This window comes from Mariprofundus sp. EBB-1 (assembly GCF_003665155.1).
Taxonomy (GTDB): Bacteria; Pseudomonadota; Zetaproteobacteria; order Mariprofundales; family Mariprofundaceae; genus Mariprofundus.
Genome location: NZ_RCFQ01000001.1, coordinates 116,054 through 141,721, shown reverse-complemented (window position 1 = coordinate 141,721; position 25,668 = coordinate 116,054). Strand labels below are relative to the sequence as shown.

Genomic DNA, 25,668 nt, shown 5'->3' with positions numbered 1-25,668 from the left:
GCAGTGCAATCACATCCGCATGATGCGATCAACTATCGATTGAACCTCTTTGATCATAGGCTTATAAAACGGTAAGGATTCAGCCTTATCTGTAAAGCAGTTTTTATAGATCAAAAAGGCAGCATCCGGTTCCCAGGGGTGTGAAGCCAGGCCGCCATGATTCATCGATGCGTTATACTTTTTCTCACATGCAGGAACCTGAGAAATAGCCTCAGTCAGTCTATGCTCAAGCAGCAATATAATATCGCCTCTTTCGATATAAACATAAACGACACTCGGAGGATAAGGGCCGGAATCTTGTCCCAGAAGTGCCAGCGTGGCGCGGATATACACATCTTTGGAAGCCTGGATTGGCAGTGCCATAAATGGCATCACGGCTGCTTCCAGGGCGAAAAATGCTGAGTAGTCATGTTGTAAATCATGCATGCCACGGCCTTCAGCCGGTTTCCTGTACTTCTTAAGCCAGTGGGTCGCCAGTTCTTTTGTTGTAACAAATAACAGCCCATCATCACCACTGTAAAATAATCCATCCAATCGACTGGCATCGCCGTATGACGTCTCACGCAATGATCCCAGACTGATCCAGCTGTCGTCTTTGAAACCCGCAATGTGAACGGGAGCGATTATCGCCCTTAACTGTGTTTCCAGAGCCTTGAGTCCCCGGAGTTGTGCTTCCCCGTCTTTCTTCGATTCTTTGTCAGACATCCGAATATGGATCGGTTTTTTGTTGAATTGTTGCAGCAGGGCATCACGAGATTCCAGATACTGAGTTACAAGTTCTCTCGTGTGCACAGCTCCATCAACCGTTTCTGCTTCGGTGACCACAGAACCACAGATACAACACAACAAGAGCAGCACAAAGCTGCGCAGCCTTATCAATAAACCCAAGCCTATATTCATCACTGTGTTGACGTGTCAAATGGAGGCACAGGCACATCCAGTGCATCGGCAATCGCTCTGACAAGCTCTATCTCTGCTATCGCAGTGTTACCATCTGCCAACACCGTTACCACACAGGCTTTTAACAACGTCCGTTTCAGCGCTGGAGATGATCGTTCCAGCTTTTTCAGCGCCTCATCCAGGGTATGAATAACACCCGCTGAAATAACCGGCATATCAGGCATATCACCCTCGTGAAAGGCGGACATCGCCAGCTTAAACGTATTCGCAGGATTTACATGCCTGCCTCTATCAATCAGCAGGACAATGAGTTCTGCCACTTGATCTATAACCTGCTCCGGCGAATCAAAGCAGACCTTAAGTGGCTTCGTCTTCAAAAATGAAGGATACAGGTGACGCAATAACATGCGCTGCAACATATATTCAAACAGGTCAGTTTTATGATCGGCTCGAATCAAGGAACTGATACATCCACGAAACGTGTCAAATTGCGTTCTGGATAGTGATTTCAGGGCCGGAATCAACATTTCAAGCAGGGGTATTCTGAGCTCAGGATCGAGCTTGGCCACTAAAGGTTGAATATCCAGCAGCTCACGAAACACACTAGCATCCGCCTGCTTCTGTAACTGATTCAACTGCCCCTTCCTGATAGTTGATGCGCTATCCAACAGTAGCGCATACATAACAGCGCGGGCAGTAAAAGAATCATGTGCAAAGTCTGTCACCCGTTTTGGCATGCGGTTCAATATATGGCGTGCGTGCTGCAACGCCTCACCATCGGGCTTGCCAATAGACAGCATGAGTGCATCGGCACTGGCCACAAGACCTGTAGCAATGCCCTGCCCAGCATCAAAGGCATGCATGGCCCCGGACATGACCTCAGCGCGCCTTGTAACAGCATCTACACTATTCACATGACCGTTAAAACCTGGCTCTAACCGCTTAATGCGTTCAATCAATGGCGGGTGTGTCGCCCACCAGTTTTTATTTTCCCAAGATTTGACGGCATTACAAAAAAAGAAGTGGCTGGTCTGTTGCGTTGCAGCATGTTGAATGCGCGAACCCGACGCATAACCACCGATCACTTTCAATGCTCCTGCAATACCTTCCGGGTTACGCGTGAACTGCACGGCTGCTGCATCGGCAAGAAACTCGCGTTGCCGGGATACCGCACGCTTGATCATGTCGGCAAACACAGATCCGATCGTACCCACCATGAAAATCATAAAACCCATCACCAGCATGGCCGGATGTGTACCACGCTCCTGACCATGATGACGCGAACTGCCTCTGGCAGTCATCATAACAATCCCGCAATCTGAAATCAGGGTAATGCCAAACAGCAATCCCATTAATCGCATTTTCAGTGCAATATCACCGTTGAGGATATGACTGAATTCATGGGCAATAACACCCTGCAACTCATCACGGCTCAGTAATTCCACCGCCCCCTGACTAACGGTGATCACAGCATCACGCGGTCCGAATCCTGCTGCAAATGCATTGATACCAGATTGTGAGAGTAGATATACCGGAGGCACAGGCATTCCGGATGCAATCGCCATCTCCTCTACAATATTGAGTAATCGGGAATGAAGTGGATCCATAGAATTGGATGGCACACGCTCTGCTGCAAGCAGAGCTGCCACAGCACTTCCTCCTCCCTGCTTCAACTGATGAGTACGATACACACTACCGGCAGCCACAATCATGAGCGTAATACCGTTAATCCATAGAAAACGATCCACATCCCAGAAATCGTGAATAAACAAGTCTGTTTGTTGCGCAATGAACACCTGCGTTACCAACAGCCCAGCAGTGACGGCCAAATATACTGAAAACACGATCAGAATGACCGCGCAGACAAACATTAACACCAAGAAGCTGGTATTGCGCTTGGCTTGCTCCTGCTGACCAAAGAAATCTTTCATATGATCATCTTACGGTAAACAGGCTTGATCCCAAGCAAATTCACTCGGAATCATTAGAGACAAGCATCGATTGTAATGCAGTCAAAAGTCATGGGATCAAACGCCATCGAATCAAAAAGAAATGAGTTCAAAAAAATCTAAAAACTGATTTTCGGAGCCTGTTTTATCGTCACGTCCTTAATCTGCCATAGCACTGCTTGCTGGAAACCAAAAGCACCCGCGAACAGCAGATCAGGAAAGGTTTCCCGCTGTGTATTGTACACCATCACTTCATCATTGTAGGCCTGACGCGCAAAGGCAACCCGGTTTTCAGTCGAGCTCAACTCTTCAGATAATTGCGCCATCGTTTGATCTGCTTTCAGATCAGGATAACTCTCCATCACTGCATTAAGATTAAGCAACGCACCACCGAGTGCTGCTTCAGCCCCCATCAGTGATTTCATTGCCGTAGCATCACCCGGGTTTCGACTGGCTCCTTTCATTGCTGCCATTGCCTGGTTACGTGCTTCGGTTACTTCCTGCAGGGTCTCATGTTCGTGTTTTAGATAGGCTTTAGCCGTCTCCACCAGGTTGGGAATCAGGTCATAACGCCGTTTTAGCTGCACATCGATCTGAGAAAAAGCATTTTTGAAACGATTTTTGTACTGCACCAGTCGATTATAAATCACAACAACATAAAGAATAAGAAACACAATAACAGCCAGAACAATCATTGATATTGACATGAAACACCTCCACACATCTCTACTCACCGGGATCATAAAGCAGGAATGCGACTGCCGCAAATGCGACAAGCCGGCACTATCGAGAAAATAAACTCAACGTTCTTTATCATACGGGAGCTGTCAAACCCTGCGCATAAATTACAGCTTGCAGCAACACCCATACATTATACTGTAGCGCTATATCGCCTGCATAATCATGAAGGAGTAATAGATGTTTGTAAAAATTGATAAAAAGAGCCTGGAAGAGATGATCATCAGTAGTGAAGAGATGGTCAGCGTCTTAGAGCAGGATTTAAAGGCAAATGTTATCGATGAAGTACTTACTGAGATTGTCTCCGGTACCTATGAACACAGCAATGCAAACGCACGCTACAAATACAAACCTTAAATCCCTCCATAAAAAAACAGCGTTAAAACGCACAAGCTGGCAAATATTAGCATACCATCATCGACTACAATACGTTTGTAAAGCGTATCATTATCTAAAACAAGCATGGTAAAGAAGAGAATATATGACGGAAATAAAACCGGGAAAATACAGACATTTCAAGGGTGGCGAGTACGAAGTTATTGCTACAGCCACGCATTCTGAAAGCATGGAAAAACTCGTGGTCTATCGTCCTCTCTACGGTGAGCATGGTATCTGGGTGAGGCCTGTTGAAATGTTCCACGATATGAAAACATTGGATGGCGTCTTCGTTCCCAGATTTCAATATTCAGGTCCAATGCATCCCTGAACGCATTCACATAATCTCTTAATACCCATACGCCGTGATCCAACTATTGAGATGCTGTTTATTGGCTCCTGCCAAACACAGCTCGCAGAAACAAAAGCGTGGTTTTGTTTCTGCTTACAAATCGCTCTCTTACGTTCCCTATTTGGCAGGCCGTCCATGGCCTGCGCGGAAATGCTGAATAAATCAGCGTTTCCCTATAGACAAACTATCGCCAACTCATAACTTCAGCACTTATGCACTCTATTCGTTTACGCGCCATGATATTCATCATTTGCATGTCACCCATAACGGCGCATGCCGATAGTGCAAGCAAGGCATTACCAAAATGGGAGCTGGGCCTGGCACTTGGTGCAGCATCGCTACCTCAATATATGGGTAGTGATGAACGCTATAATTTTGCCGCCCCCTTACCCTATTTCATCTACCGTGGAGATCGCATTAGCATGGATCGTGGTGGTTTACGTGCAGCGCTGTTCGATATGGATCAACTCAGCCTTGATCTCTCTCTGGGCGGTGGTTTGCCGGTACGCAACTCCAATCGAGCCCGTGCAGGCATGCCAGGTTTAAAATTTAACATTCAGGCGGGTCCCAGATTAAACTGGAAGGTTTATCAAAACAGCCAATCTATACTAAATGTACGTCTGCCCATGCGCGGCGTGATCGACACATCGGGCTCTTTTCTGGGTTGGTTATCTGAACCGGATATTCAGCTGCAATACAAAGCCAGTCCGGCACTTAAACTTGAATTCACTACTGGCCTACTGTTCGCTTCAAGAAAATATCACGCCACATTTTACGATGTAGCCCCGGCTTTTGTGACCCCTACCAGGCCGGCCTATCAATCCGGAGCAGGCCTTCATTCCGCCTCCATCACCGCACGGGTGCGTTATCAATATTCCGACAACATCCGACTATTCACAGCCTTGCGCTATCGCAACCTAACACCGGGAACCATCTCGCATAGCCCATTGGTCAAAAGCCGTCATTATATCTCTATCACTGTAGGTATGGCCTGGAGCATCTTTCAATCTGAAGCAGTCAGTCGCACTTCATCTGATGATTAAAAGTTTGCACATCATCCGGACTGCTGCTTGATTAACCCCAAACAGCCCTACTTAAGCATTCAAAATTGATGACCATGATGATAATTCCAATGTTGATTCAAACTGATGTTTCACAGACGACACAGGATCAGTGAACACAAGCTGCTTTGCCAATAACTGCAAGGGTTTAGCATAATTAATCACTTCAGATTGCGGTAACAGATGCGGATAAAATGTATCATGTTGGATCTGTGATCCGATCAAGCCCATATGCAAGCGTAACTGATGCGTTTTTCCGGTTAGCGGTGACAAGGCAAAACGTGCAAGCACATCGCCCCTCGCCAATAATTTGATATGTGAACGTGCATTGACTTCGCCCGGCACATTGTGATGCAAGGTCCATTCACCACTCGCCTCAATACGGCTCTCAATCAACCACTCCAAACGCTCATTGTTTTCAGGAAGCGTCGCCACGGCTTCATACTGTTTCTTGATATTACCCTGCTGAAAGATGGCATGATAATGTTTACGGGTTTCAGGCACTTTACTAAATAGCACCAAGCCCGCTGTTTCTCGATCAAGGCGATGCACAGGAACAAGTTGATGGTTACCCGTTCGTTTTACCAAACGATGCATCAAGCACTCATTCACGGCATTTCCATTCGGTGTAACCGGTAAAAAATGTGGCTTATCAGCCACAAGAATGTGTTCATCCTCATAAACAATACTCTCTTGAAATGGAATGATAGGTTCATTTTTTACTTCACGATAATAACGCAAGCGTGCATTAATACGATAAGGCGTTGATTCATCTAGCAGCCGCCCCTTCTCATCAGATATTTTCCCGCTACGCAGTCGTTCCAACCAGACTTCGCGGCCGATACGTGGAAAACGCTGATCAAAAAAATCCAACAACAATGGCAAAGGCTGATCCTGTCGTGGCAAGGTAATAAATGAAGGCTTAGGCGATATACTAAGCGTAATAAAATGATCATGGTGAAAATTCATGCGCAAAAACTAACGGAATATATAAAGCGTGAAAGCTTGCGCTGCATTAACGTTCCTTTGCATGATGTGCCCCGGTCAATTGCACCATTCTTGCCGCATATTTTTTAGCATCGATCTCATGCGGCAATATAAACAAGACAAGCTCTAACGATTTTTCAGGCCAGCAAAGCACAACCTCATAATGTCGTTTGCTATCGGGTCCAGACAGATCATCATCAATATTGCATACCTTCACCCATGCATCAGACAATCGTAACTGGCTGCCATCCTCACGAACAAAGGTCTTCTCCCCTAAGTTCAGACAATGAATCCGGTGATGGCCCGAATAAAAACGAATCGCCAGCAAAATGCATAACGCTGCAATGGCTATCAATATCCACGCTTGATTACTCCACACTCCGTTGTGAATCATGCTCACTGCACTTATAGATAGGCACAGCATCGCTGCTACAACAAAAACAAACCAGAGCGCATGTGAGTGACCAATCCACAACTGCTTTCCTTCTACATAACGCAATCCGCACAATTGAGCAGCACCTTCCAAAGCAAGTAAGCTGGAAGCGCGGGTTTCTACCTCTTTCATATCCACCACAGCCTTGTGCATATCTCGACCTGGTAAATCATACAACATGGCATAATGATCCCAGACATAGACCATCACAATCACACCCGGAAAAGCAAAGCTCAGCGCTGTAACAGTAGATGTTAAACCAAACCACCCGACTATAAAGGCTGCAATGGCAACTAAACCAAGACCAACCACACTGCCTGCAATGATAAATCGTGGCACGTTCTATCCCCCCCACCTATAATAAAGTACACAAAGCATCAAACTAGACGGATTGTGCTACTATCTCCCAGTACATGCTTTCAGGCATTAAACATCCAGATTGTGAGAATCTGCCAACTCAACTTGATGCAATTTCCAGGCACGGTGACGACACATAATTTCAACGGCTTCATCCGGATCATCAGTGATAGTCACAAGCTCTAAATCAGCCTGAGAGATATAGCCGGATTCAAGCACTTTACCTTGAATCCACTCCAACAGACCCTGCCAAAATTCTGTACCATATAAAACCAGCGGTAAGGGATAGGCTTTCTGCGTTTGCATCAGCGTTAAGGATTCAAAAAACTCATCGAGTGTACCGAATCCACCGGGCATACAAATATAACCCATGGAATGTTTTACAAACATCACCTTTCGCACAAAGAAATAACGAAAATGCATAGATATATTTTGATATGGATTAGCAGTCTGCTCATGAGGCAAAATAATATTAAGACCAACGGATTTTCCACCACCTTCTGCTGCACCTTTATTGGCAGCTTCCATGATACCCGGGCCACCACCTGAGATAATAGCAAAATCTTCCATGGCTAATTTTTGAGCTATTTCAACGGTCGATTCATAGTACTGGTCTCCAGCTTGGGTGCGAGCAGAGCCAAAAATAGTTACCGAATAGGGAAGCGTTCCAAGCTTCTCAAACCCTTCGGTAAATTCACTGATAATCCTGAATATCCGCCACGCTTCTGAACCTTTGAGATCTTCCATGACAGCCTCCATGATATTGAATAATCACTTCAATGATTTGCAATCAATATATAGTAATGCAATCATTAAATCGAGCAGATGAATGCTATGAAAGATAAACTGATTGATTACCGTTAAAACAGTACATCTCTTTCGTCACTCTCAGCCTTGTGTCCATAGAATGTTTTTTCTGCCATTATTATCAAATCATCAATACTTCTTCATTCCCATTCATCTTATTGGGATGCTAGATAACGACGCTTATAGGCAAATCAATGTCTGCATCACCCGCCTATTAAAACCCATTGCCTTATCGCCAACGCCTTTGATTTCTATGGTATTCTCTTTATAGTACATCCAATGACTGACATTACAGCTTCGCCAGCAGGCTACGATATTCACAACCCATCGATTACTGAGGCTGATAATTTACTCGGGCAATACATCCCTATTCATTATCATTTTCAAATGCTGGAAGATCAAGCCCGTATGACCGGTTTTAAGGCCGCTCTGAATTATCTACTTGCCGACGGAGGCAAGGTTTTGGATATGGGCGCTGGCACAGGTGTGCTATCCTTTCTCGCGGCCCAAAAAGCAACGAAGGTTTACAGTGTCGAGCGTCAAGCTGATCTGGTTGAATGCGCCAATGCTCTGTTAACTGAAAATGGCTGCGGTGATAAAGTTGAATTGGTTCAAGGCGATGCCCGTCAATACCTGCCACCAGAACCTGTCGATGTTGTTGTATGTGAAATGTTACATTCCGCTCTATTGCGTGAAAAACAACTGGAAGTCATCGAGTCTTTTAAACAACGCTACCGTGAAAAATTTGGTGGAACACTACCGATCTTCATTCCGAATGCTTCCATCTTAGCTGTTGAACCTGTTTCTGCAGATTTTTGTTTTCAGGGTTATCATGCCCCCATCGCATTTTTTGAAGACCCGGGCTCCCTCTCAACACGCTACCTCTCCATGGGAGAAACCAAGCCTTACGCTATATTGGAGTATCAAGCAGATAATGCCATTGAACTAAGTTTTGATGGTCTGCTTTCAATCAATGAAAATGGATGTTTCAACGCGCTGCGTTTTATCACGAAAAATATTCTGGCCATGAATCTCGAACAGGGTAGCACGATTGACTGGATGAACATGAACTTAATTCTTCCTATCAAGCACCCTATCGATGCCAAAGCTGGTGATCAGTTTCAGGTAAGATTCAAATATGATGCCGGTGGAGAAATTTCAAGTCTTATTAACGCCATAGAAGTAATAAAGGCTTAATATTACTGGTCATAGATTCACAGCTTATTTAGGTTACTGATTATACACTATCCATCAAAAGGAGATCACATGAAAACAAAGCTATATATACCGATTCTACTGGTTCTATCGTTGGCCGCTTGTCAAGATGAGAAGCCAGCACCAGCAACTACACCGGCAGCCAGTACTACTGCGGCTCCTAAAGCAGTCGTAAAAACACCTAACAAGGAAGTAGTGAAAGGCAGCGCTGAAGACAATGAACTAGCTGCCGCTACAAAGGCCTATGAAGCAGCACAAGCTGCTGCAAAGAAAGCAGCAGAAACAACAGCCCAAAAGAGTGCAGAAGCTGCTGCCGCCACTAAAGCTGCTGAAGTTGCCGCGATGGAAGCCGCTGCTGTTGCAAAATCTGTTGGTGTCGCAACCAAGCCTGATGATGCTGCAAAAGCTGCTACCGCAACCAAGCCTGCTGAAGCTGTAAAAGCTGCTGCCACTACCAAGGCTACTGATACTGCAAAAGCTGCTGCCGCCACAAAGGCTGCTGCTTCTAAAAAAGCCGTTGATGCTGCAAAAGCAGCTGCTTCCAAAAAGGCCGCTGATACTGCGAAGGCCGCTAATACTGCGAAGGCTACTGCCGCAACAAAAGCCGCTGCTGCCACAAATGTTGCAAAAGTAGCAGCTCCAGTGGCTGCCCTTGGTAATGCAGCAAAAGGCAAATCATTAGCCAATAAATGTAAGACCTGTCATAACTTCACGGCCAGAAAAAAAGTAGGCCCCGGTCTTCAAGGTGTAGTCGGACGTAAAGCAGGCAGCATGACCGACATGAAATATAGTAGTGCTCTGGCCGCTGGTGGCTGGGTCTGGAACGAAAAGAACTTAGCTGCATGGATGTGTGACTCCAAAGCGGCTGTCAAAACACTTTCAGGCAATGCCAGTGCTAAAACCAAGATGGGAGCCCAACGTATCTGCGACGCTACAAAACAGGCTGATCTGATTGCATTCCTTAAAACACTTTAAATAGTATTCCGTACAAACAAAAACAGCCCGCATTGCGCGGGCTGTTTTTTTATCACATGAATAGTTAGTGCTTATAATGCATGGTCAAAAAATGTAAAAAAAGCGCATTCCTAATGACTATTACAGTGAAATCGACATGCCAATGTAAAAACCCATCACTCTTATTCAAGATCAGAGAGTCTGCTTCCGGCCCAGGCTGTGTGAAAAGACAAAATTTTTCAGACTGACGGAAATTTAACACCAAACCCGCACGATATTGAGTCAATATAGATGGATTTAAACCCACTTGGCAGTGGTAGTTAGGTGATTTTAGGTTCTATTTACCACTTTTGAAAATGGCCATTAGTTTTCACACAGCCTGGGCCAAAATCAGACGTTCAACAACGCTTCATTTCTAGAGCACTTTTCAGCAACAAGTCTTGACCATATTTCGACCGTTTTCTTTGGCAAAATATAATGCCTTATCTGCATCTTCGATGAGGGATGACGAAATAGTCCCTTTGATAGGCGTGATTGAACTAACGCCTACGCTAATGGTGACTACATCACAGATGCTTGAAGTCTCATGTGGAATATTCAATTGGAAAATATTTTCACGGCATTTTTCAGCCAAATGAGTCGCTTCCACCAAACTTGTGTTTGGCAATAGCAATACAAACTCCTCTCCTCCATAACGGGCACACAGATCTATAGTTCGCTTTGCCAGCTCGGCCAACTTTTGTGCAACCTCTTTCAGGCACTCATCACCAGGTTGGTGGCCATAGTAATCATTGTACTGCTTGAAATAATCAATATCGATCATAATCAATGAAAGGGGTTGCTGTTCACGAATACACCTGCCCCATTCCTGATTTATTCTTGTGTCAAACATGCGTCTATTAGCGATACAGGTTAGACCATCATGAAGGGAGAGGCTTTCAAGCTTCTCATTGAGTTCGTGCAGGGCTTCCGCTTGCTTTTTACTTTCAGATACATCACGCCAGATGCAATAGAGTCTTAATTCATCTGATGAGCCCCCTAAACGTGACAACGTAACCTCAACCGGAAAACATTCACCATTTTTCCGTCGATGACTCCACTCGAAACGATGAATACCTTTGTTATGAGCAATAGCCATCATCTCATTAGCCTTCTCAAAGGATTTGCGTCTATCTGGTTGAAATTCTGGTGAAAGCTCAGAAGGATGGACTGATGCAAGCTCTTCAATACTACTATACCCGAGAGCTCTAGCAGCAGCCGCATTACATAAATTGAATAGATTATCCTTATCAATAATCCAACCAGGGTCAGGAGAATTTTCAAATAGATCTCTAAATTTATGTTCACTATTTCTTAACTCAGTTTCAGCTTGCTTTTGCTTGGTGATATTTCGCCCATTCACAACAAAACCAACGATCTTATCAGACTCATTTTTATATGGATGGTAATGAATATCCATAAACTTCGGCGCAGAATCTATAAAATCAAACCATGCCTGATAATTTATATCTTCCCCATTCAGACAGCGTTCGGCGCGTGGCCGGATCACATCATTAAAGAACTCACCTCCAAATACTTCGGTCACAGATTTTCCAATTAGACTATCGGGAGCCATATTAAATGCGGCCGAATAAGCTGTATTGGCAACCAAGTAAACAAAATCCCTATTCAGTAATGCCTGCATGTCGCTGGAGATATTTATTATGAATTCCAAGCGATGAAGCATTTCCTGATCCTTGGTGATATTATGTTTCACTATATCATCCCCTCATGGCTTGTTTCGCCAAACACATAGTAATTGGTGAAAATAAATGTATCACCGCAACTGCCCAACCGCTTTTAGCTTTATTTTGTCCATTATTATAAATAAGTACAAAGTAATTGCTCTGGTCGAGTAGGGTCAATTTAAGCTCCTGCTATACAATATGAAACCAATAAACCACTAAGCATATCTCTTGCCATAAACAAATATATACTTTTCGAGTGTCCAGTTTTAGCCCGGAAGCAGCCGTTCACTACTGTCTTCTTTCAGCCAACGAGTCCTAAAACAAAATGAAAAAAGGGCCGGTGTCTCCACCAGCCCTTTGAGTTTCTATGAATGTTGATCTACTTAACGTTCTAGGTCTTCAGGCTCTTTCGATAACACTTTCTTACCCGAGAACATGGCCGAAACCAGTCCCCCACCTTCGGTAAGTTCAGCACGTACAACCGCAAAGATATGCAGAAAAATCAAAGCCAATAATGCATAAGCAGCATACAAATGGATTTCACCATAAATATGTTTGAATGCTTTCAGCTCTTTGTATTTAGCAGCATCCGTACCCGTTTTGTCGTATGGTTTTATCGTGACTGGATCAACACCTTCAGCAGCAACCTGAGCTGCAAATGTCGATCCGAACGGGGGGTAATAGATATCTGTACCTGCTCGAATCAAGCCTGTACTCGCTTGCGTGATCAACAGCAGGAACAGTGCAATCACAGCCAAGCGTCCCATAGGGTTATGACCTAAAAACTGCTGTGGTTCACCATTCTTTATACTGGCAATATAAGAAGCCAATGTTGCAGCAAAATCTTTACCCGGCAACAGACTGCTCCAACGCGCAAAACGATTACCAATGAAACCCCAAAGCAAGCGAATCATCAGATTGATCACAAAGACATAACCGATCAGTACATGTATCTCTTTGATGGCAATTTTTGCATCCAGGCTGGTAATGCCCAGATCCTTTTTAAACAGCATCAACGCACCAACCAGAATCAATAAAATCACGGCTGTAAAATTAACCCAGTGAAAAATGCGGGTTGGTACATCCCATACTTTGTAACGTTTCAAGATAGCTTCAGACATCACAACTCCCTGACATTAAAAAAATACCCGCGAATAGCATGAGCCATTCGCGGGTAAGATTATTTATGATTATTTCGCAGGTGCAGCAGGTGCGACTGGTTTAGGGTCGCCAATACTTAACAACTCCACTTCAAAAACCAGTACGCTATTCGGGCCAATTTTCTTACCAGCTCCGGCTTCGCCATATGCCAGATTAGCTGGTAATACAAATTTAAACTTGGAACCGACACTCATCAGCTGAACACCTTCGGTCCAACCAGCAATGACGCGATTGAGCGGGAATGAAGCTGGCTGACCACGTTTATATGAAGAATCAAATTCAGTACCATCAATCAATGTACCTTTATAATTCACGGTCACTTTATCCGTTGCAACTGGTTTATCACCAGAACCTTGTGTGAGCACTTCATACTGCAGACCGCTGGCAGTAGTAGTTACGCCTGCTTTTTTTCCATTTTCAAGCAAAAAAGCTTTTCCTGCAGTAATATTCTTTTCAGCTGCTACTTTCTTTTCCGCGGCAAGCTTATCTGCCTGTGCTTTAAAAAATGCCTGTTTTACTTTTCCAGCATCTTCCTTTGATAGTTTAGATTCGACTCCATCAAGGCGATCATTAATCGCAGCGACTAACAACGCACGGTCTAAATCCGCTTTGAGTGTCTCCAGAGACTGGCCAATATCCATACCAATGGCATAACTCAATTTTGATTTATCGTTATCCAACGACAACACAGGTGCTTTTGGTGCTTCTGCTTTATTACTACAAGCAGCCAACATTGCCATGCAGGCAACAATCATGATCTTCTTCATTATCTATTTTCTCCTGTTTTTCAATATATTCAAATAAACTGACAACTTTATTTAATGTTCAATTATTCCCACTCAATAGTCGCAGGTGGTTTTCCGGACACATCATAAACCACACGATTAATACCGCGCACTTCATTAATGATACGATTGGATACTTTGCCCAGTAAGGCATGTGGCAGCTCCGCCCAATGTGCAGTCATGAAATCCTGTGTTTGTACAGCACGCAGCGCCACCACCCATTCATAGGTACGCCCATCACCCATCACACCAACAGATTTGACTGGCAAAAACACTACAAAGGCCTGTGATGTCTTTTCATACCAGCCCGACTGTACCAGTTCTTCAATGAAGATAGCATCAGCCTGGCGCAACAGATCAGCATACTCTTTTTTAACTTCACCAAGGATGCGAACACCCAACCCAGGGCCAGGGAACGGATGACGATAAACCATTTCACGTGGCAGCCCCAAAGCAACACCCAGTTCACGCACTTCATCTTTAAACAGTTCACGCAATGGTTCCAGCAGTTTCAAATGCAGGGTATCAGGCAAACCACCCACATTATGATGACTCTTAATGTTATGGGCTTTACCGGTTTTAGAACCGGCAGATTCGATCACATCAGGATAGATTGTACCCTGTGCCAGCCATTTTGCATTGGGCATGCGTTCCGCTTCTGCCTGGAACACTTCAACAAATTCACGGCCGATAATTTTACGTTTGGCTTCTGGATCTGTAACACCTTCCAGATGCCTTAAAAAGGCTTCGGATGCATCCACGCGATCAACATTCACACCGAGGTTTCCGGCAAACATATCCATCACCTGCTCTGACTCGTTCAGGCGCAATAGACCATTATCAACAAAGATACAGGTCAGTTGATCTCCAATAGCACGCTGCAAGAGGGCTGCGGCAACAGATGAATCAACGCCACCGGAAAGGCCAAGAATAACGGCTTCATTACCAACTTGTTCGCGAATGTGTGCCACGGCTTCATCAATATAGTGCGGCATGGTCCATGAACGATCACAACCACAGATATCATGCACAAAACGTGAAAGCATCGCTTTACCCTGATGGGTATGGGTCACTTCCGGATGAAATTGCAGCGCGTAGAAATGCCGTTGTTCATCAGCCATGCCGGCGATTGGTGTGGAATCATTATAACAGATGACCTTAAAACCTTCTGGCAGAGCAGTGACTTTATCACCATGGCTCATCCAGACATCCATTGTTCCATCTGCTTTATCTTCAATACCATGCAATAGAGCCGAGTCGGCACACGGCTGAATTTCGGCATAACCGAATTCACGTGCTAACCCCGTCTCAACTGAACCACCAAGCTGTGATGCCATGGTCTGCATGCCGTAGCATATTCCTAATACAGGAACGCCCAGCTGAAATACAATCGATGGTGCTAACGGTGTTTCTTCATCATACACAGAGTTCGGGCCACCGGATAGAATGATACCGCTTGGTGCAAAGGCCTTGATATCATCTGTACTCATGTCCCAGGGATGTAGTTCGGAAAAGACTTCCGATTCACGTACGCGTCTGGCAATCAACTGCGAATATTGCGATCCAAAATCTAAAATTAAAATTTTATCCATATCGTTTTATTAACTCGCTACAAAATCATCAGGTGAATTTCGCTTGCGAAAGAGAAATCCCCTGGGGGACAAAGGCACAAAGTAAAACCAAGAAATCTTAGTGCCTTTGTAATTTAATTTTTTAAGAATCCATCCGGTAATTCGGTGCTTCTTCAGTGATAGTCACATCATGCACATGTGATTCACGCAAACCTGCTCCGGTAATGCGTACAAATTGCGCCCGCACATACAGATCAGGAATACTGGCGGCGCCGCTATAACCCATTGCTGCTCTTAAACCACCAATCAATTGATGCAGAATATCGCCAACTGGCCCTTTATATGCAACACGTCCTTCAATACCTTCCGGCACCAGCTTCATCGCTTCATCCACATCACCCTGGAAATAACGATCTTTACTACCCTGCTTCATTGCACCGATCGAGCCCATTCCACGGTAGGCTTTATACGTTCTACCCTGATAGAGAATTTTTGCGCCCGGAGCTTCTTCAGTACCAGCAAGCATGGAACCGAACATGCAGGTGCCAGCACCCGCCGCCATCGCTTTGGCAAAGTCACCAGAGAATTTTATACCGCCATCGGCAATAATTGGAATACCAGCTTCCCGCCCTGCTTGAGCACATTGCATCACTGCTGTTAATTGCGGCACACCCACGCCTGCAACAATACGTGTGGTACAGATTGAACCGGGGCCAATACCCACCTTCACAGCATCAGCACCCGCTGCAGCCAGATCACGTACGGCCTCTGCTGTTGCCACATTACCGCCGACAACCTGAATCTTATCACCGTACAAACGTTTGATTTCACGCACCTGATCAATCACAGCCTGCGAATGGCCATGCGCTGTATCCACGATAATAGCATCCACGCCAGCAGCAAAGAGGGCTTCGAAACGCTCCATCTCTTTTCCGCCCACACCAATCGCCGCAGCCACCAGCAAACGACCTAAATTATCACGCACTGCGTTAGGAAACGCCTTGGATTTCTCAATATCACGTACTGTGATCATGCCGGTCAGACGACCGGCCTCATCAATCACAGGTAACTTTTCAATACGATGATGACGAAACAGCTCCTTACAAGCATCCAGATCCACACCATGTTGAACAGATACCAGTCTATCTTTAGGAGTCATCATATCTGCAACATTTTTGCTCGAATTTCCCTCAAAACGGATATCACGATTGGTAATAATACCACATACTTTCCCTTCACCATCCACGACTGGGAAACCGGAGAAACCGTTTTCATATGCCAGATCACGCACTTCATCCAGCGTAGTTTCCGGAGATACAGTTAATGGCTCTTGCACAACACCGGCTTCGTAGCGTTTTACACGGCGTACTTCTGCAGCCTGTTCTTCTACAGTGAGGTTCTTGTGAATCACACCAATGCCACCTTCCTGCGCTAATGCAATGGCTGTACCTGATTCGGTAACTGTATCCATGGCAGCAGAAACAACGGGAATATTCAGACGAATATTGCGGGTAAACTGGGCAGTAATATCAGCAGATCGAGGCATCACACTACTTGCTTGTGGCACCAGCAGTACATCATCAAAGGTCAAACCTTCCTGTAACTGCTTATTGGCATTGAAGCCACCGTTGTTATTGACACCGCTCATCGAACACTACCTCCAGCAAAAGAAAGGTCGGCATCATAGCGCAACAGGTCATTAACACCAATAGAAAGATATAGCTATCAAGCTCGCATATTCATCACCAACACGGCACACACAATGAAATAATTATATATCCAAGCAGTGTCTATTATTGCGGGAAGAAAACTTCATAAGGGTAAATGGAACAGGTTTTTCTTCACATGACAAAACTGCGTTCCATCAACAAACATCAATCATTTGAAAATTACTGAGGGATGATAGTAGTCAGCACTGTGGCTTATTCTGTGCTACTGGACAGTTAGCGGACAATAAGAAAAGAAAAAGGGCCAGACCGTTAAGTCTGACCCTTCACTTTTGAAGCTATTACTAGCTTTATATGGTGCGCCCAGATGGACTCGAACCATCGGCCCACGGATTAAAAGTCCGCTACTCTACCAACTGAGCTATAGGCGCATCTGCAAGGAGAAGATTCTCCTGTTGCGGCGCGAAGTGTCACAATTTCAGAGCCGCTGTCAACAGCTTTTCTTCGATTTAATTTTATGTGATATGATTCTGCTTTGAATACGTTGCAGCGATCACTTCCTGCTTTAGACTTGGCCTATGAAATTCAATCCTGTTCCCGACTACCACATGCACACACCCCGCTGCAATCACGCTACAGGTAGCATACGCGAGTACGCCGATGCGGCAATCCAATGCGGACTGAAAGAGATTGGCATGTCTGACCACTCTCCTATGCCGGGTGGTTTCGACAAAGCATGGCGCATGAATAAGTCTGAACTCCCTTCTTATTTACATGAGATTGAAATCACCCGCGATGCACTTGCCGACCAATTAACCATTCGGGTTGGCCTTGAAGCTGACTACCACCCCGGCACAGAAGCCTATGTTGAAGAGATGATTACAGGCTACAAATGGGATTACGTGATCGGTTCAGTACATTATATTAAGGACTGGGGTTTTGATAATCCCGATTGCATTCAGATTTGGGATACGTGGAAGATTGAAGATGCATATTGCGCCTATTTTGAACTGGTTACCCAATCGGCTCAAACCGGCCTGTTTGATATTATCGGGCACCCTGATCTTATTAAAAAATTCGGTCATCGCGCAGACCCGAATGACAAACGTGTTCAATCATCGGAAGAGTCGATGTTACAAGCCGTGTTATCATCCGGCGCTGCGCTGGAAATCAGCTCAGCCGGTTTGCGTAAACCAGTGAGTGAAATGTACCCGCATGAACGCATTATAAAACGCGCAGCAGCACTCGGTATCCCTTTCTCTTATGGTTCTGATGCCCACTCACCCACCGAGGTGGGCCATGGTATGGATGCTTGTTTAAAGACGCTGGTATCGTTTGGAGTCAAAGAAATCGCCAGTTTCAAAGAGCGTAAGATGACCATGTTGCCGTTAAATTATGCCTGAAACCAAGGAACAAACCGACATGATTGGAAATGAAAAAGCTAACACGGTACTCATCACCGGAGCATCCGGTGGATTTGGTCTGGAGTTTGCCAAGCAACTAGAGCGATCTGGTTACAATCTCATATTGCATGGACGCGACAAAGCACGTTTGCAAATGACTATGAACGCACTCAAACACCCTGACCGCCACTGCATTGTACAGGCAGACCTCAACCTCAAACATGGACTGGCAACACTACTAAATACATTTGAAAACAAAACACTCATCGGCCTGGTCAACAATGCTGGCTTTGGCATCTGGGGTGGATTTGAACAAACAGGCATAGTGCCACAAATCGATGTCCTTAAAACCGATCTAAAAGCTCCCATCGCCCTGGCACATGCGCTGTTACCCTGTTTATTAAAAAACAAAGGATTTATCATCAATGTGTCATCATTAGCAGGTGAATACCCCCTACCCTATATGAGCACTTATGCCGCAGCCAAAGCTGGTTTAACATACTGGAGTGAAGCCTTACGCACAGAGTTGAGAAATAAAATCCGCATAGTCACACTTGCTCCAGGGCCTTCCCCAACGGGCTTTCGCGAAATATCAGGCATGCCAAACAGTACGGGTAGTTTTTTCCGCACCCCTATTCCCATCATCATCGATGCAGCCTTGAACACACTGGATCAGGGCGGCGGTTATTGCATTCCCGGCTGGCGACATAAACTGCTATACGTCATGCAAAAAACCATTCCCAGAGCCATTGGTATGCGTATTATGGCCAAACAGATGCGTTCCTGACGACAGCGATGAAAAACCAGCAGCAGACCTCAATGTCTAAAATTCACCCCCTAAACACGGTATACTTTAGCTATATTTGTTGCAGGCAAACGATTAACGAACGCGTGAGATACCCCTTTAATACCCTTAGTTTCGACATCACAGCTTAATTTAAACCTGACAAGACAAAAAAGAGCAATCATCAGTGGAGAAATCTCTTCACTTTCGCTAGTCTGCGCGCCCCTTTTCGCTCTGGGGAGAGTGATTTATACGTTTTAATGCCTTAAGGCAAACATGTTCAGCCACACGAGTGTTCATTTTCCCTCGGTGTCAGGAACCAATGAGGATAGATTAGATGAGTCGTTTATCAGATGTTAGTCGCAAGCCAGCCAAGCAAGGCTTATATGACCCGAAGCATGAGCATGATGCATGTGGTGTTGGTTTTGTTGCCCATATTAAGAATGAGAAAAGCCATGATATTGTTGAAAAAGGCTTGGAAATTCTTGAACGCCTAACCCACCGAGGTGCAGCAGGTGCTGACCCGCGTGAAGGTGATGGTGCAGGTATATTAATACAAATCCCTCATCAGTTTTTCGAAGCAGTCACTGCTGATTCCGGCTTCGATCTGCCAGCCGTCGGCACATATGGCGTAGGCATGATCTTCCTTCCACAGGATGAAAGTTATCGTCAATCCTGTCAGGATATTTACGAAAAAGCAGTCACGGATGAAGGTCAAATTCTGCTGGGCTGGCGCGATGTGCCAACCGATGCAATCCGTGCTGACCTGCCGGAAAGTGTATGTGCATGTGAACCCGTGATCCGCCAGCTGTTTATTGCTAAAGGTGATAACTGTGCCGACCAGGATGCCTTTGAACGCAAACTGTTTGTGATTCGTAAGGTAGCCAGCAACGCGGTTACGGCCCTTGCTCGTGATGGCGCTGCCAACTTCTATACCGCATCCCTTTCCAGTCGTACTATTGTATATAAAGGTATGTTCCACTCGCATCAGGTATCGCCGTATTATGAAGATCTGCGCGATGCCCGTATGACCTCGGCACTGGCGCTGGTACATCAGCGCTTTTCCACCAACACCTTCCCTTCATGGGAGCTGGCACATCCATTCCGCATGATGGCGCATAATGGTGAGATCAACACCGTACGTGGCAACATCAACTGGATGAATGCCCGTCGTCAGTCGATGCAATCTGAACTGCTCGGTGATGATCTGGTTAAACTGTGGCCGATCAGTGCTGAGGGTCAGTCAGATACCGCATGTTTCGATAATGCACTCGAACTGCTTGTAGCTGGTGGTTATTCACTCGCTCATGCCGCCATGCTAATGATCCCTGAAGCTTGGTCTGGCAACAAACAGATGGATGAGATGCGTCGTGCATTTTACGAGCATAATGCAGCATTGATGGAACCATGGGATGGTCCCGCGGCCGTAGCATTTACCGATGGCCGTCAGATTGGTGCAACCCTGGATCGAAACGGCCTGCGCCCTACCCGTTATCTCGTTACTGAAGATGATCTGGTGCTGGGTGCATCCGAAATGGGTGTTCTGGATATTCCAGAAGAAAAAATCATCAAGAAATGGCGCCTACAGCCAGGTAAAATGCTACTGATTGATCTCGAAGAAGGACGCATCATTGATGATGCTGAGATCAAAACACAGCTCTCTAAAGCTAAACCGTATCAGGAATGGCTGGCTAAAACCCAGATTCAGCTTGAAGATCTGCCGGAAGAAGTGGCTCCTCAGGCTCCCGATCATGACACTATGTTGCATCGCCAGCAGTCCTTCGGTTACACACAGGAAGATATTAAATTTCTGATGACACCGATGGCCGTTTCCGGTCAGGAAGGTACGGGATCAATGGGGAATGATAGCCCGCTGGCTGTACTCTCCAATCGTGCCAAGCCATTATATAATTACTTCCGCCAACTCTTTGCACAGGTAACCAACCCGCCAATCGACCCTATCCGTGAAGAGATGGTGATGAGCCTGACCTCCATCATTGGTCCGCGCCCTAACCTGCTGGGACTGGAAGAGAGTGAACCACAACTCAGACTCGAAGCGCATCAGCCTATTCTCTCCAATGTTGACGTTGAGAAGATTCGTCATATTGATCAGTACACTGACAACCGTTTCCGCACCATTACCCTGTCAACCTGTTATGCAGTAGATCAGGATACTTGCGGCATGGAAACAGCCATCAATGAGCTATGCCAACAGGCAGAGCAGGCTGTCCGTGATCACTATAATATTATCATTCTCTCTGATCGTGCCATGAATGCAGAGAATGTTGCTATTCCAGCTTTGCTGGCTACATCTTCTGTTCACCACCACCTGATTCGTACTGGTCTGAGAACTGAAACCGGGCTAGTCATTGAAACAGGTTCTGCACGTGAAATTCATCACTTTGCATGTCTGGCTGGATTTGGTGCTGAAGCAGTCAATCCCTATCTCGCTTTTGAAACATTAGTAGACATGAAACGTCAGGGTCAACTGCCTGATGACCTGAGTAGCAAAGAGATCGAATCCCGTTACATCAAAGCCATTGGCAAAGGGCTGTTCAAAGTCATGTCCAAAATGGGCATCTCCACCTACCAGTCATACTGTGGCGCGCAGATCTTTGAAGCGGTTGGTCTGGCTTCTGAATTTGTAGATAAATATTTCACAGGTACAGCAACACAGATCGAAGGCGCTGGCCTTGCCCAGATTGCCCAGGAAGCTACACAGCGTCATATCGATGCATTCCGTGGTGTTATGATCTATAAAAACGCACTCGATGTTGGTGGCGACTATGCATGGCGCGTCCGTGGTGATGAACACACCTTAACACCGGGTGCTATTGCTAAAGTCCAGCATGCTGTACGCACATCCAACTACACACTTTATAAAGAGTATGCCGATGAAATAAACAATCAGGCTGGCAAACTGAAAACGCTGCGTGGTCTGTTCAAATTCAAAGGTGGCAATGCCATTCCCCTTGCAGAAGTTGAACCTGCGAGTTCAATTGTACAACGCTTTGCAACCGGCGCGATGAGTTTCGGCTCTATCTCCCATGAAGCACATAGTACACTGGCTATCGCCATGAATCGTATTGGTGGTAAATCCAATACCGGTGAAGGCGGCGAAGAAACTGCGCGTTTCACACCGATGGAAAATGGTGATTCTATGCGCTCTGCTATCAAGCAGGTGGCATCGGGTCGTTTCGGTGTAACTGCAGAATATCTGGCCAACGCTGATCAGATTCAGATCAAGATGGCTCAGGGTGCAAAACCGGGTGAAGGCGGGCAACTGCCTGGTCACAAAGTGGATCAACGCATTGGCCGTGTACGTCACTCTACACCGGGTGTTGGTCTGATTTCCCCACCACCGCATCACGATATTTATTCCATTGAAGATTTGGCACAGCTGATCTTCGATCTCAAGAACACCAATCCACGCGCCGATATTTCTGTGAAACTGGTATCGGAAATCGGCGTTGGTACCGTAGCAGCAGGTGTGGTCAAAGCACATGCCGACCATGTTGTGGTTGCCGGACACGATGGTGGTACTGGTGCATCACCACTGACCTCTATTAAACATGCCGGTTCTGCCTGGGAGTTGGGATTAGCTGAAACGCAGCAGACTCTGGTTCTCAATCGCCTGCGTGGCCGCACTGTCCTGCAAGCGGATGGCCAGATGCGTACAGGTCGCGATGTTGTAATTGCTGCCCTGCTTGGTGCTGACGAAGTTGCATTCGGAACTATCGCACTGATTGCGGAAGGCTGTATCATGATGCGCAAATGCCATCTGAATACCTGTCCTGTTGGTGTTGCAACCCAGGATCCGGAACTCCGCAAGAAGTTCGTAGGTAAACCGGAAGATGTAGTAAACTTCTTTATGTATCTGGCAGAAGAAGCTCGTGAAATTATGGCTGAACTTGGTTTCCGCACCTTTGCTGAAATGATTGGTCGTGCTGACATGCTCGATACCAATGAAGCAGTGAAGCACTGGAAATCTGAAGGTCTTGATCTCTCCCCTATCCTGCATCAGGTCGAAGCAAACGGCACATCTGTTTCCCATACCGATTCTCAGGATCATGGTTTGGATAAACTGATTGATAACAAATTGATTGAACAGGCCATGCCTGCACTGGAACACAAAATCCCAGTGATTATCAACACTCCTATCTGCAATGTGGATCGTAGTTTTGGCACCATGCTTTCCGGTGAAGTGGCCAAACGTTTCGGTCATGCAGGCCTGGCTCAAGACACTATCGCTATTAAAGCCAAGGGTACTGCAGGTCAGTCTCTCGGTGCATGGCTGACGCGTGGTGTATCCATTGATCTTGCCGGTGAAGGTAATGACTACGTTGGTAAGGGCCTGTCGGGCGGTCGCATTGCTATTCGTCCTCCGGAAGAGTCCAAGCTGATTGCTGAAGAGAATATTATCGTTGGTAACACTGTACTCTTTGGCGCTGTAGAGGGTGAATGTTACTTCAATGGTGTAGCAGGTGAACGTTTTGCAGTGCGCAACTCCGGTGCTGTAGCTGTGGTTGAAGGTGTTGGTGATCACGGTTGTGAATACATGACCGGGGGTACTGTTGTGGTCCTCGGTGAGACGGGGCGTAACTTCGCCGCAGGTATGTCTGGCGGTATTGCTTATGTATTGGATGCGGATGATACCTTTGAAAGCCGTTGCAATATGGCGCAGGTTGCTCTGGAGCCCATTACTTCTGAAGCAGATGCACTTGAAAAACTTGACCATCAGGGCGCCGACCTTGAAACGCATGGTCGGGTAAACATCAAACATACACTGAGCCAAAATGATCAGAAAATTCTAAACACAATCATCACACGCCATGTGCATTATACCAACTCTGCCGTTGGTAAACGAATATTGGATAACTGGAGCGACTACCTTGGCCAATTCGTCAAGGTTATTCCGGTGGATTACCGCCGTGCACTGGCAGAAATGGAAGCGCTAAAAACAGCAGAAGCTAAGGAGACTGCAAATGGGTAAGGCTACCGGATTTAAAGAATATACTCGTGAGAATCTGAGTTATGCGCCTGTCGCGGATCGTATTACACATTTTAAAGAGTTCTCCAAACTACCGGAGGATATGAGCACCCAAGGTGCGCGTTGCATGGATTGTGGTATCCCCTTCTGTCATAACGGCTGTCCGATCAACAACATTATCCCTGACTGGAATGATGCTGTTTATAATGGCAACTGGCGTGAAGCACTGGATGTATTGCACTCCACCAACAACTTTCCTGAATTCACTGGTCGCATCTGTCCTGCCCCTTGTGAAGAAGCGTGCACGGTCAATCTGATTGGTGATGCTGTTTCGATTAAAAATATCGAACTCTCGATCGTTGAAAAAGGATGGGAAGAAGGCTGGATTACGCCACAGATTCCTGAGCATAAAACTGGTAAACGCGTAGCTATTGTAGGTTCAGGCCCTTCAGGCATGGCTGCAGCACAGCAATTGGCTCGTGTTGGTCATGATGTGGTTGTTTTCGAAAAGAATAACCGTATTGGTGGTCTGATGCGTTATGGTATTCCGAACTTCAAGTTTGAGAAATCAGTCATTGATCGTCGCATGTCTCAGATGCGTGCTGAAGGTGTAGAATTCCGTATCAACTCAACTGTTGGTGACAATGTTGATGCTAAAGACCTTCTGAACCGCTTTGACGCAGTGCTTCTCACCGGCGGCTCTGAAAAACCACGCGATCTACCCATACCGGGACGTGAACTTAAAGGCGTGCATTTCGCCATGGAATTTCTAACCAAGAACACCCAACGGGTACTTGGTGATAATATCCCTGAAGATGAATTTGTTTCCGCTGAAGGTAAACATGTTGTGGTTATTGGTGGTGGTGATACAGGTTCTGACTGTATTGGCACATCCAATCGTCATGGCGCTGAATCAGTGACCCAGATCGAGATCATGCCAAAACCGGAAGCAGAGCCCAATAAACTGGTCACATGGCCTAACTGGCCGATGAAGCTGCGTACGTCCACCTCTCAGGAAGAGGGTTGTGATCGTGACTGGGAAGTGTCCACCAAACGTTTCATCGGTGATGCAGATGGTAATCTTCAGGCTGTTGAATGTGTTCGTGTTGAATGGAAACAGGAAAACGGACAATGGAAACTTCATGAGATCGAAGGATCTGAATTTGAGCTACCTGCGCAACTGGTCACGCTGGCGATGGGCTTTATGCACCCTGTACATGAAGGCATGCTTGAAGAGCTTGGTGTAGATAAAGATGGTCGCGGCAACGTCGCTGCCAACGACTCCGATTACGCTACCAGCATCGACAAAGTCTTTGCTGCTGGTGATATGCGTCGTGGGCAATCACTGGTTGTTTGGGCCATCCGTGAAGGACGTCAATGCGCACGTGCTGTGGATGAATTTCTAATGGGATCAACTACGCTTCCACGCTAAGCAAAGTAATAACGACAACC

The 25,668-nt window shown here is 46.0% G+C and carries 20 protein-coding genes and 1 tRNA gene; 9 read left to right on the top strand and 12 right to left on the bottom strand.

What is annotated here, in order from left to right; all coding sequences use genetic code 11:
• Positions 1-9: 9 nt before the first annotated feature.
• The 3 genes from D8Y20_RS00690 to D8Y20_RS00680 form a co-directional block, all read right to left on the bottom strand.
• Positions 10-900, bottom strand: a complete 891-nt coding sequence (locus D8Y20_RS00690) for a hypothetical protein (protein ID WP_121541100.1) — start codon at positions 898-900, stop codon at positions 10-12.
• The gene (locus D8Y20_RS00685) at positions 900-2,831 is read right to left on the bottom strand and encodes a M48 family metallopeptidase (protein WP_121541099.1); all 1,932 of its coding nucleotides are present in this window, start codon (positions 2,829-2,831) and stop codon (positions 900-902) included. Before D8Y20_RS00685 ends, D8Y20_RS00690 begins: the two co-directional genes overlap by 1 nt.
• A 137-nt stretch (positions 2,832-2,968) precedes the next feature.
• The gene (locus tag D8Y20_RS00680; protein WP_121541098.1) at positions 2,969-3,556 is read right to left on the bottom strand and encodes a LemA family protein; all 588 of its coding nucleotides are present in this window, start codon (positions 3,554-3,556) and stop codon (positions 2,969-2,971) included.
• Positions 3,557-3,767: 211 nt separating this feature from the next.
• On the opposite strand from D8Y20_RS00680, the gene D8Y20_RS00675 reads away from it, so the two are divergent.
• The 3 genes from D8Y20_RS00675 (at position 3,768) to D8Y20_RS00665 (ending at position 5,357) form a co-directional block, all read left to right on the top strand.
• Positions 3,768-3,944 (top strand): N-carbamoyl-L-amino acid amidohydrolase, encoded by a 177-nt coding sequence (locus D8Y20_RS00675; RefSeq protein ID WP_121541097.1) that lies wholly within the window; start codon positions 3,768-3,770, stop codon positions 3,942-3,944.
• Between the two features lie 124 nt (positions 3,945-4,068).
• Positions 4,069-4,293: a DUF1653 domain-containing protein gene (locus D8Y20_RS00670; RefSeq protein WP_121541096.1), complete on the top strand. Its 225-nt coding sequence runs from the start codon at positions 4,069-4,071 to the stop codon at positions 4,291-4,293.
• 275 nt (positions 4,294-4,568) lie between these two features.
• Complete coding sequence (locus tag D8Y20_RS00665; RefSeq protein WP_236075162.1) at positions 4,569-5,357, top strand: MipA/OmpV family protein; 789 nt, start codon at positions 4,569-4,571, stop codon at positions 5,355-5,357.
• A gap of 51 nt (positions 5,358-5,408) precedes the next feature.
• Here the strand turns inward: D8Y20_RS00665 and D8Y20_RS00660 are convergent, their stop codons facing one another.
• The 3 genes from D8Y20_RS00660 to D8Y20_RS00650 all read right to left on the bottom strand — a co-directional run bounded on the left by D8Y20_RS00660 (position 5,409) and on the right by D8Y20_RS00650 (position 7,899).
• Entirely contained in the window at positions 5,409-6,344 is a 936-nt protein-coding gene (locus D8Y20_RS00660; RefSeq protein ID WP_121541094.1) for a pseudouridine synthase, read from the bottom strand.
• 46 nt (positions 6,345-6,390) lie between these two features.
• Positions 6,391-7,134 (bottom strand): hypothetical protein, encoded by a 744-nt coding sequence (locus D8Y20_RS00655; RefSeq protein WP_121541093.1) that lies wholly within the window; start codon positions 7,132-7,134, stop codon positions 6,391-6,393.
• Between the two features lie 87 nt (positions 7,135-7,221).
• Positions 7,222-7,899 (bottom strand): TIGR00730 family Rossman fold protein, encoded by a 678-nt coding sequence (locus D8Y20_RS00650; RefSeq protein WP_121541092.1) that lies wholly within the window; start codon positions 7,897-7,899, stop codon positions 7,222-7,224.
• Positions 7,900-8,238: 339 nt separating this feature from the next.
• On the opposite strand from D8Y20_RS00650, the gene D8Y20_RS00645 reads away from it, so the two are divergent.
• Together D8Y20_RS00645 and D8Y20_RS13705 are read left to right on the top strand one after the other, a co-directional pair.
• Positions 8,239-9,156, top strand: a complete 918-nt coding sequence (locus D8Y20_RS00645; RefSeq protein ID WP_121541091.1) for a methyltransferase domain-containing protein — start codon at positions 8,239-8,241, stop codon at positions 9,154-9,156.
• Between the two features lie 69 nt (positions 9,157-9,225).
• Positions 9,226-10,149: a cytochrome c family protein gene (locus D8Y20_RS13705; RefSeq protein ID WP_201265481.1), complete on the top strand. Its 924-nt coding sequence runs from the start codon at positions 9,226-9,228 to the stop codon at positions 10,147-10,149.
• A gap of 406 nt (positions 10,150-10,555) precedes the next feature.
• Here D8Y20_RS13705 and D8Y20_RS00635 read toward each other — a convergent pair whose 3' ends face one another.
• The 6 genes from D8Y20_RS00635 to D8Y20_RS00610 all read right to left on the bottom strand — a co-directional run bounded on the left by D8Y20_RS00635 (position 10,556) and on the right by D8Y20_RS00610 (position 17,470).
• On the bottom strand, positions 10,556-11,884 hold the full coding sequence (locus tag D8Y20_RS00635; protein ID WP_121541090.1) for a diguanylate cyclase: 1,329 nt from the start codon (positions 11,882-11,884) through the stop codon (positions 10,556-10,558).
• Between the two features lie 354 nt (positions 11,885-12,238).
• Complete coding sequence (locus D8Y20_RS00630) at positions 12,239-12,976, bottom strand: cytochrome b/b6 domain-containing protein (RefSeq protein ID WP_121541089.1); 738 nt, start codon at positions 12,974-12,976, stop codon at positions 12,239-12,241.
• A 69-nt stretch (positions 12,977-13,045) separates the two neighbouring features.
• The gene (locus D8Y20_RS00625) at positions 13,046-13,783 is read right to left on the bottom strand and encodes an FKBP-type peptidyl-prolyl cis-trans isomerase (RefSeq protein ID WP_121541088.1); all 738 of its coding nucleotides are present in this window, start codon (positions 13,781-13,783) and stop codon (positions 13,046-13,048) included.
• A 62-nt stretch (positions 13,784-13,845) separates the two neighbouring features.
• Positions 13,846-15,393, bottom strand: a complete 1,548-nt coding sequence (guaA, locus tag D8Y20_RS00620; protein ID WP_121541087.1) for a glutamine-hydrolyzing GMP synthase — start codon at positions 15,391-15,393, stop codon at positions 13,846-13,848.
• 121 nt (positions 15,394-15,514) lie between these two features.
• Entirely contained in the window at positions 15,515-17,020 is a 1,506-nt protein-coding gene (gene guaB, locus D8Y20_RS00615) for an IMP dehydrogenase (protein ID WP_121541086.1), read from the bottom strand.
• A gap of 374 nt (positions 17,021-17,394) precedes the next feature.
• Positions 17,395-17,470 (bottom strand) — tRNA-Lys (locus D8Y20_RS00610).
• 147 nt (positions 17,471-17,617) lie between these two features.
• On the opposite strand from D8Y20_RS00610, the gene hisJ reads away from it, so the two are divergent.
• The 4 genes from hisJ to D8Y20_RS00590 all read left to right on the top strand — a co-directional run bounded on the left by hisJ (position 17,618) and on the right by D8Y20_RS00590 (position 25,648).
• Complete coding sequence (gene hisJ / locus D8Y20_RS00605; protein WP_236075161.1) at positions 17,618-18,442, top strand: histidinol-phosphatase HisJ; 825 nt, start codon at positions 17,618-17,620, stop codon at positions 18,440-18,442.
• A complete protein-coding gene (locus D8Y20_RS00600; protein ID WP_236075160.1) occupies positions 18,435-19,229 on the top strand; it encodes an SDR family oxidoreductase in 795 nt (264 codons plus the stop codon). The genes hisJ and D8Y20_RS00600 overlap by 8 nt, the downstream gene beginning before the upstream one ends.
• A gap of 334 nt (positions 19,230-19,563) precedes the next feature.
• A complete protein-coding gene (gltB, locus tag D8Y20_RS00595; protein WP_121541085.1) occupies positions 19,564-24,219 on the top strand; it encodes a glutamate synthase large subunit in 4,656 nt (1,551 codons plus the stop codon).
• Positions 24,212-25,648 carry a glutamate synthase subunit beta gene (locus D8Y20_RS00590; RefSeq protein WP_121541084.1) on the top strand — a complete coding sequence of 479 codons (1,437 nt, stop codon included), beginning with the start codon at positions 24,212-24,214 and terminating at the stop codon, positions 25,646-25,648. Before gltB ends, D8Y20_RS00590 begins: the two co-directional genes overlap by 8 nt.
• The last annotated feature ends 20 nt before the right edge of the window (positions 25,649-25,668 follow it).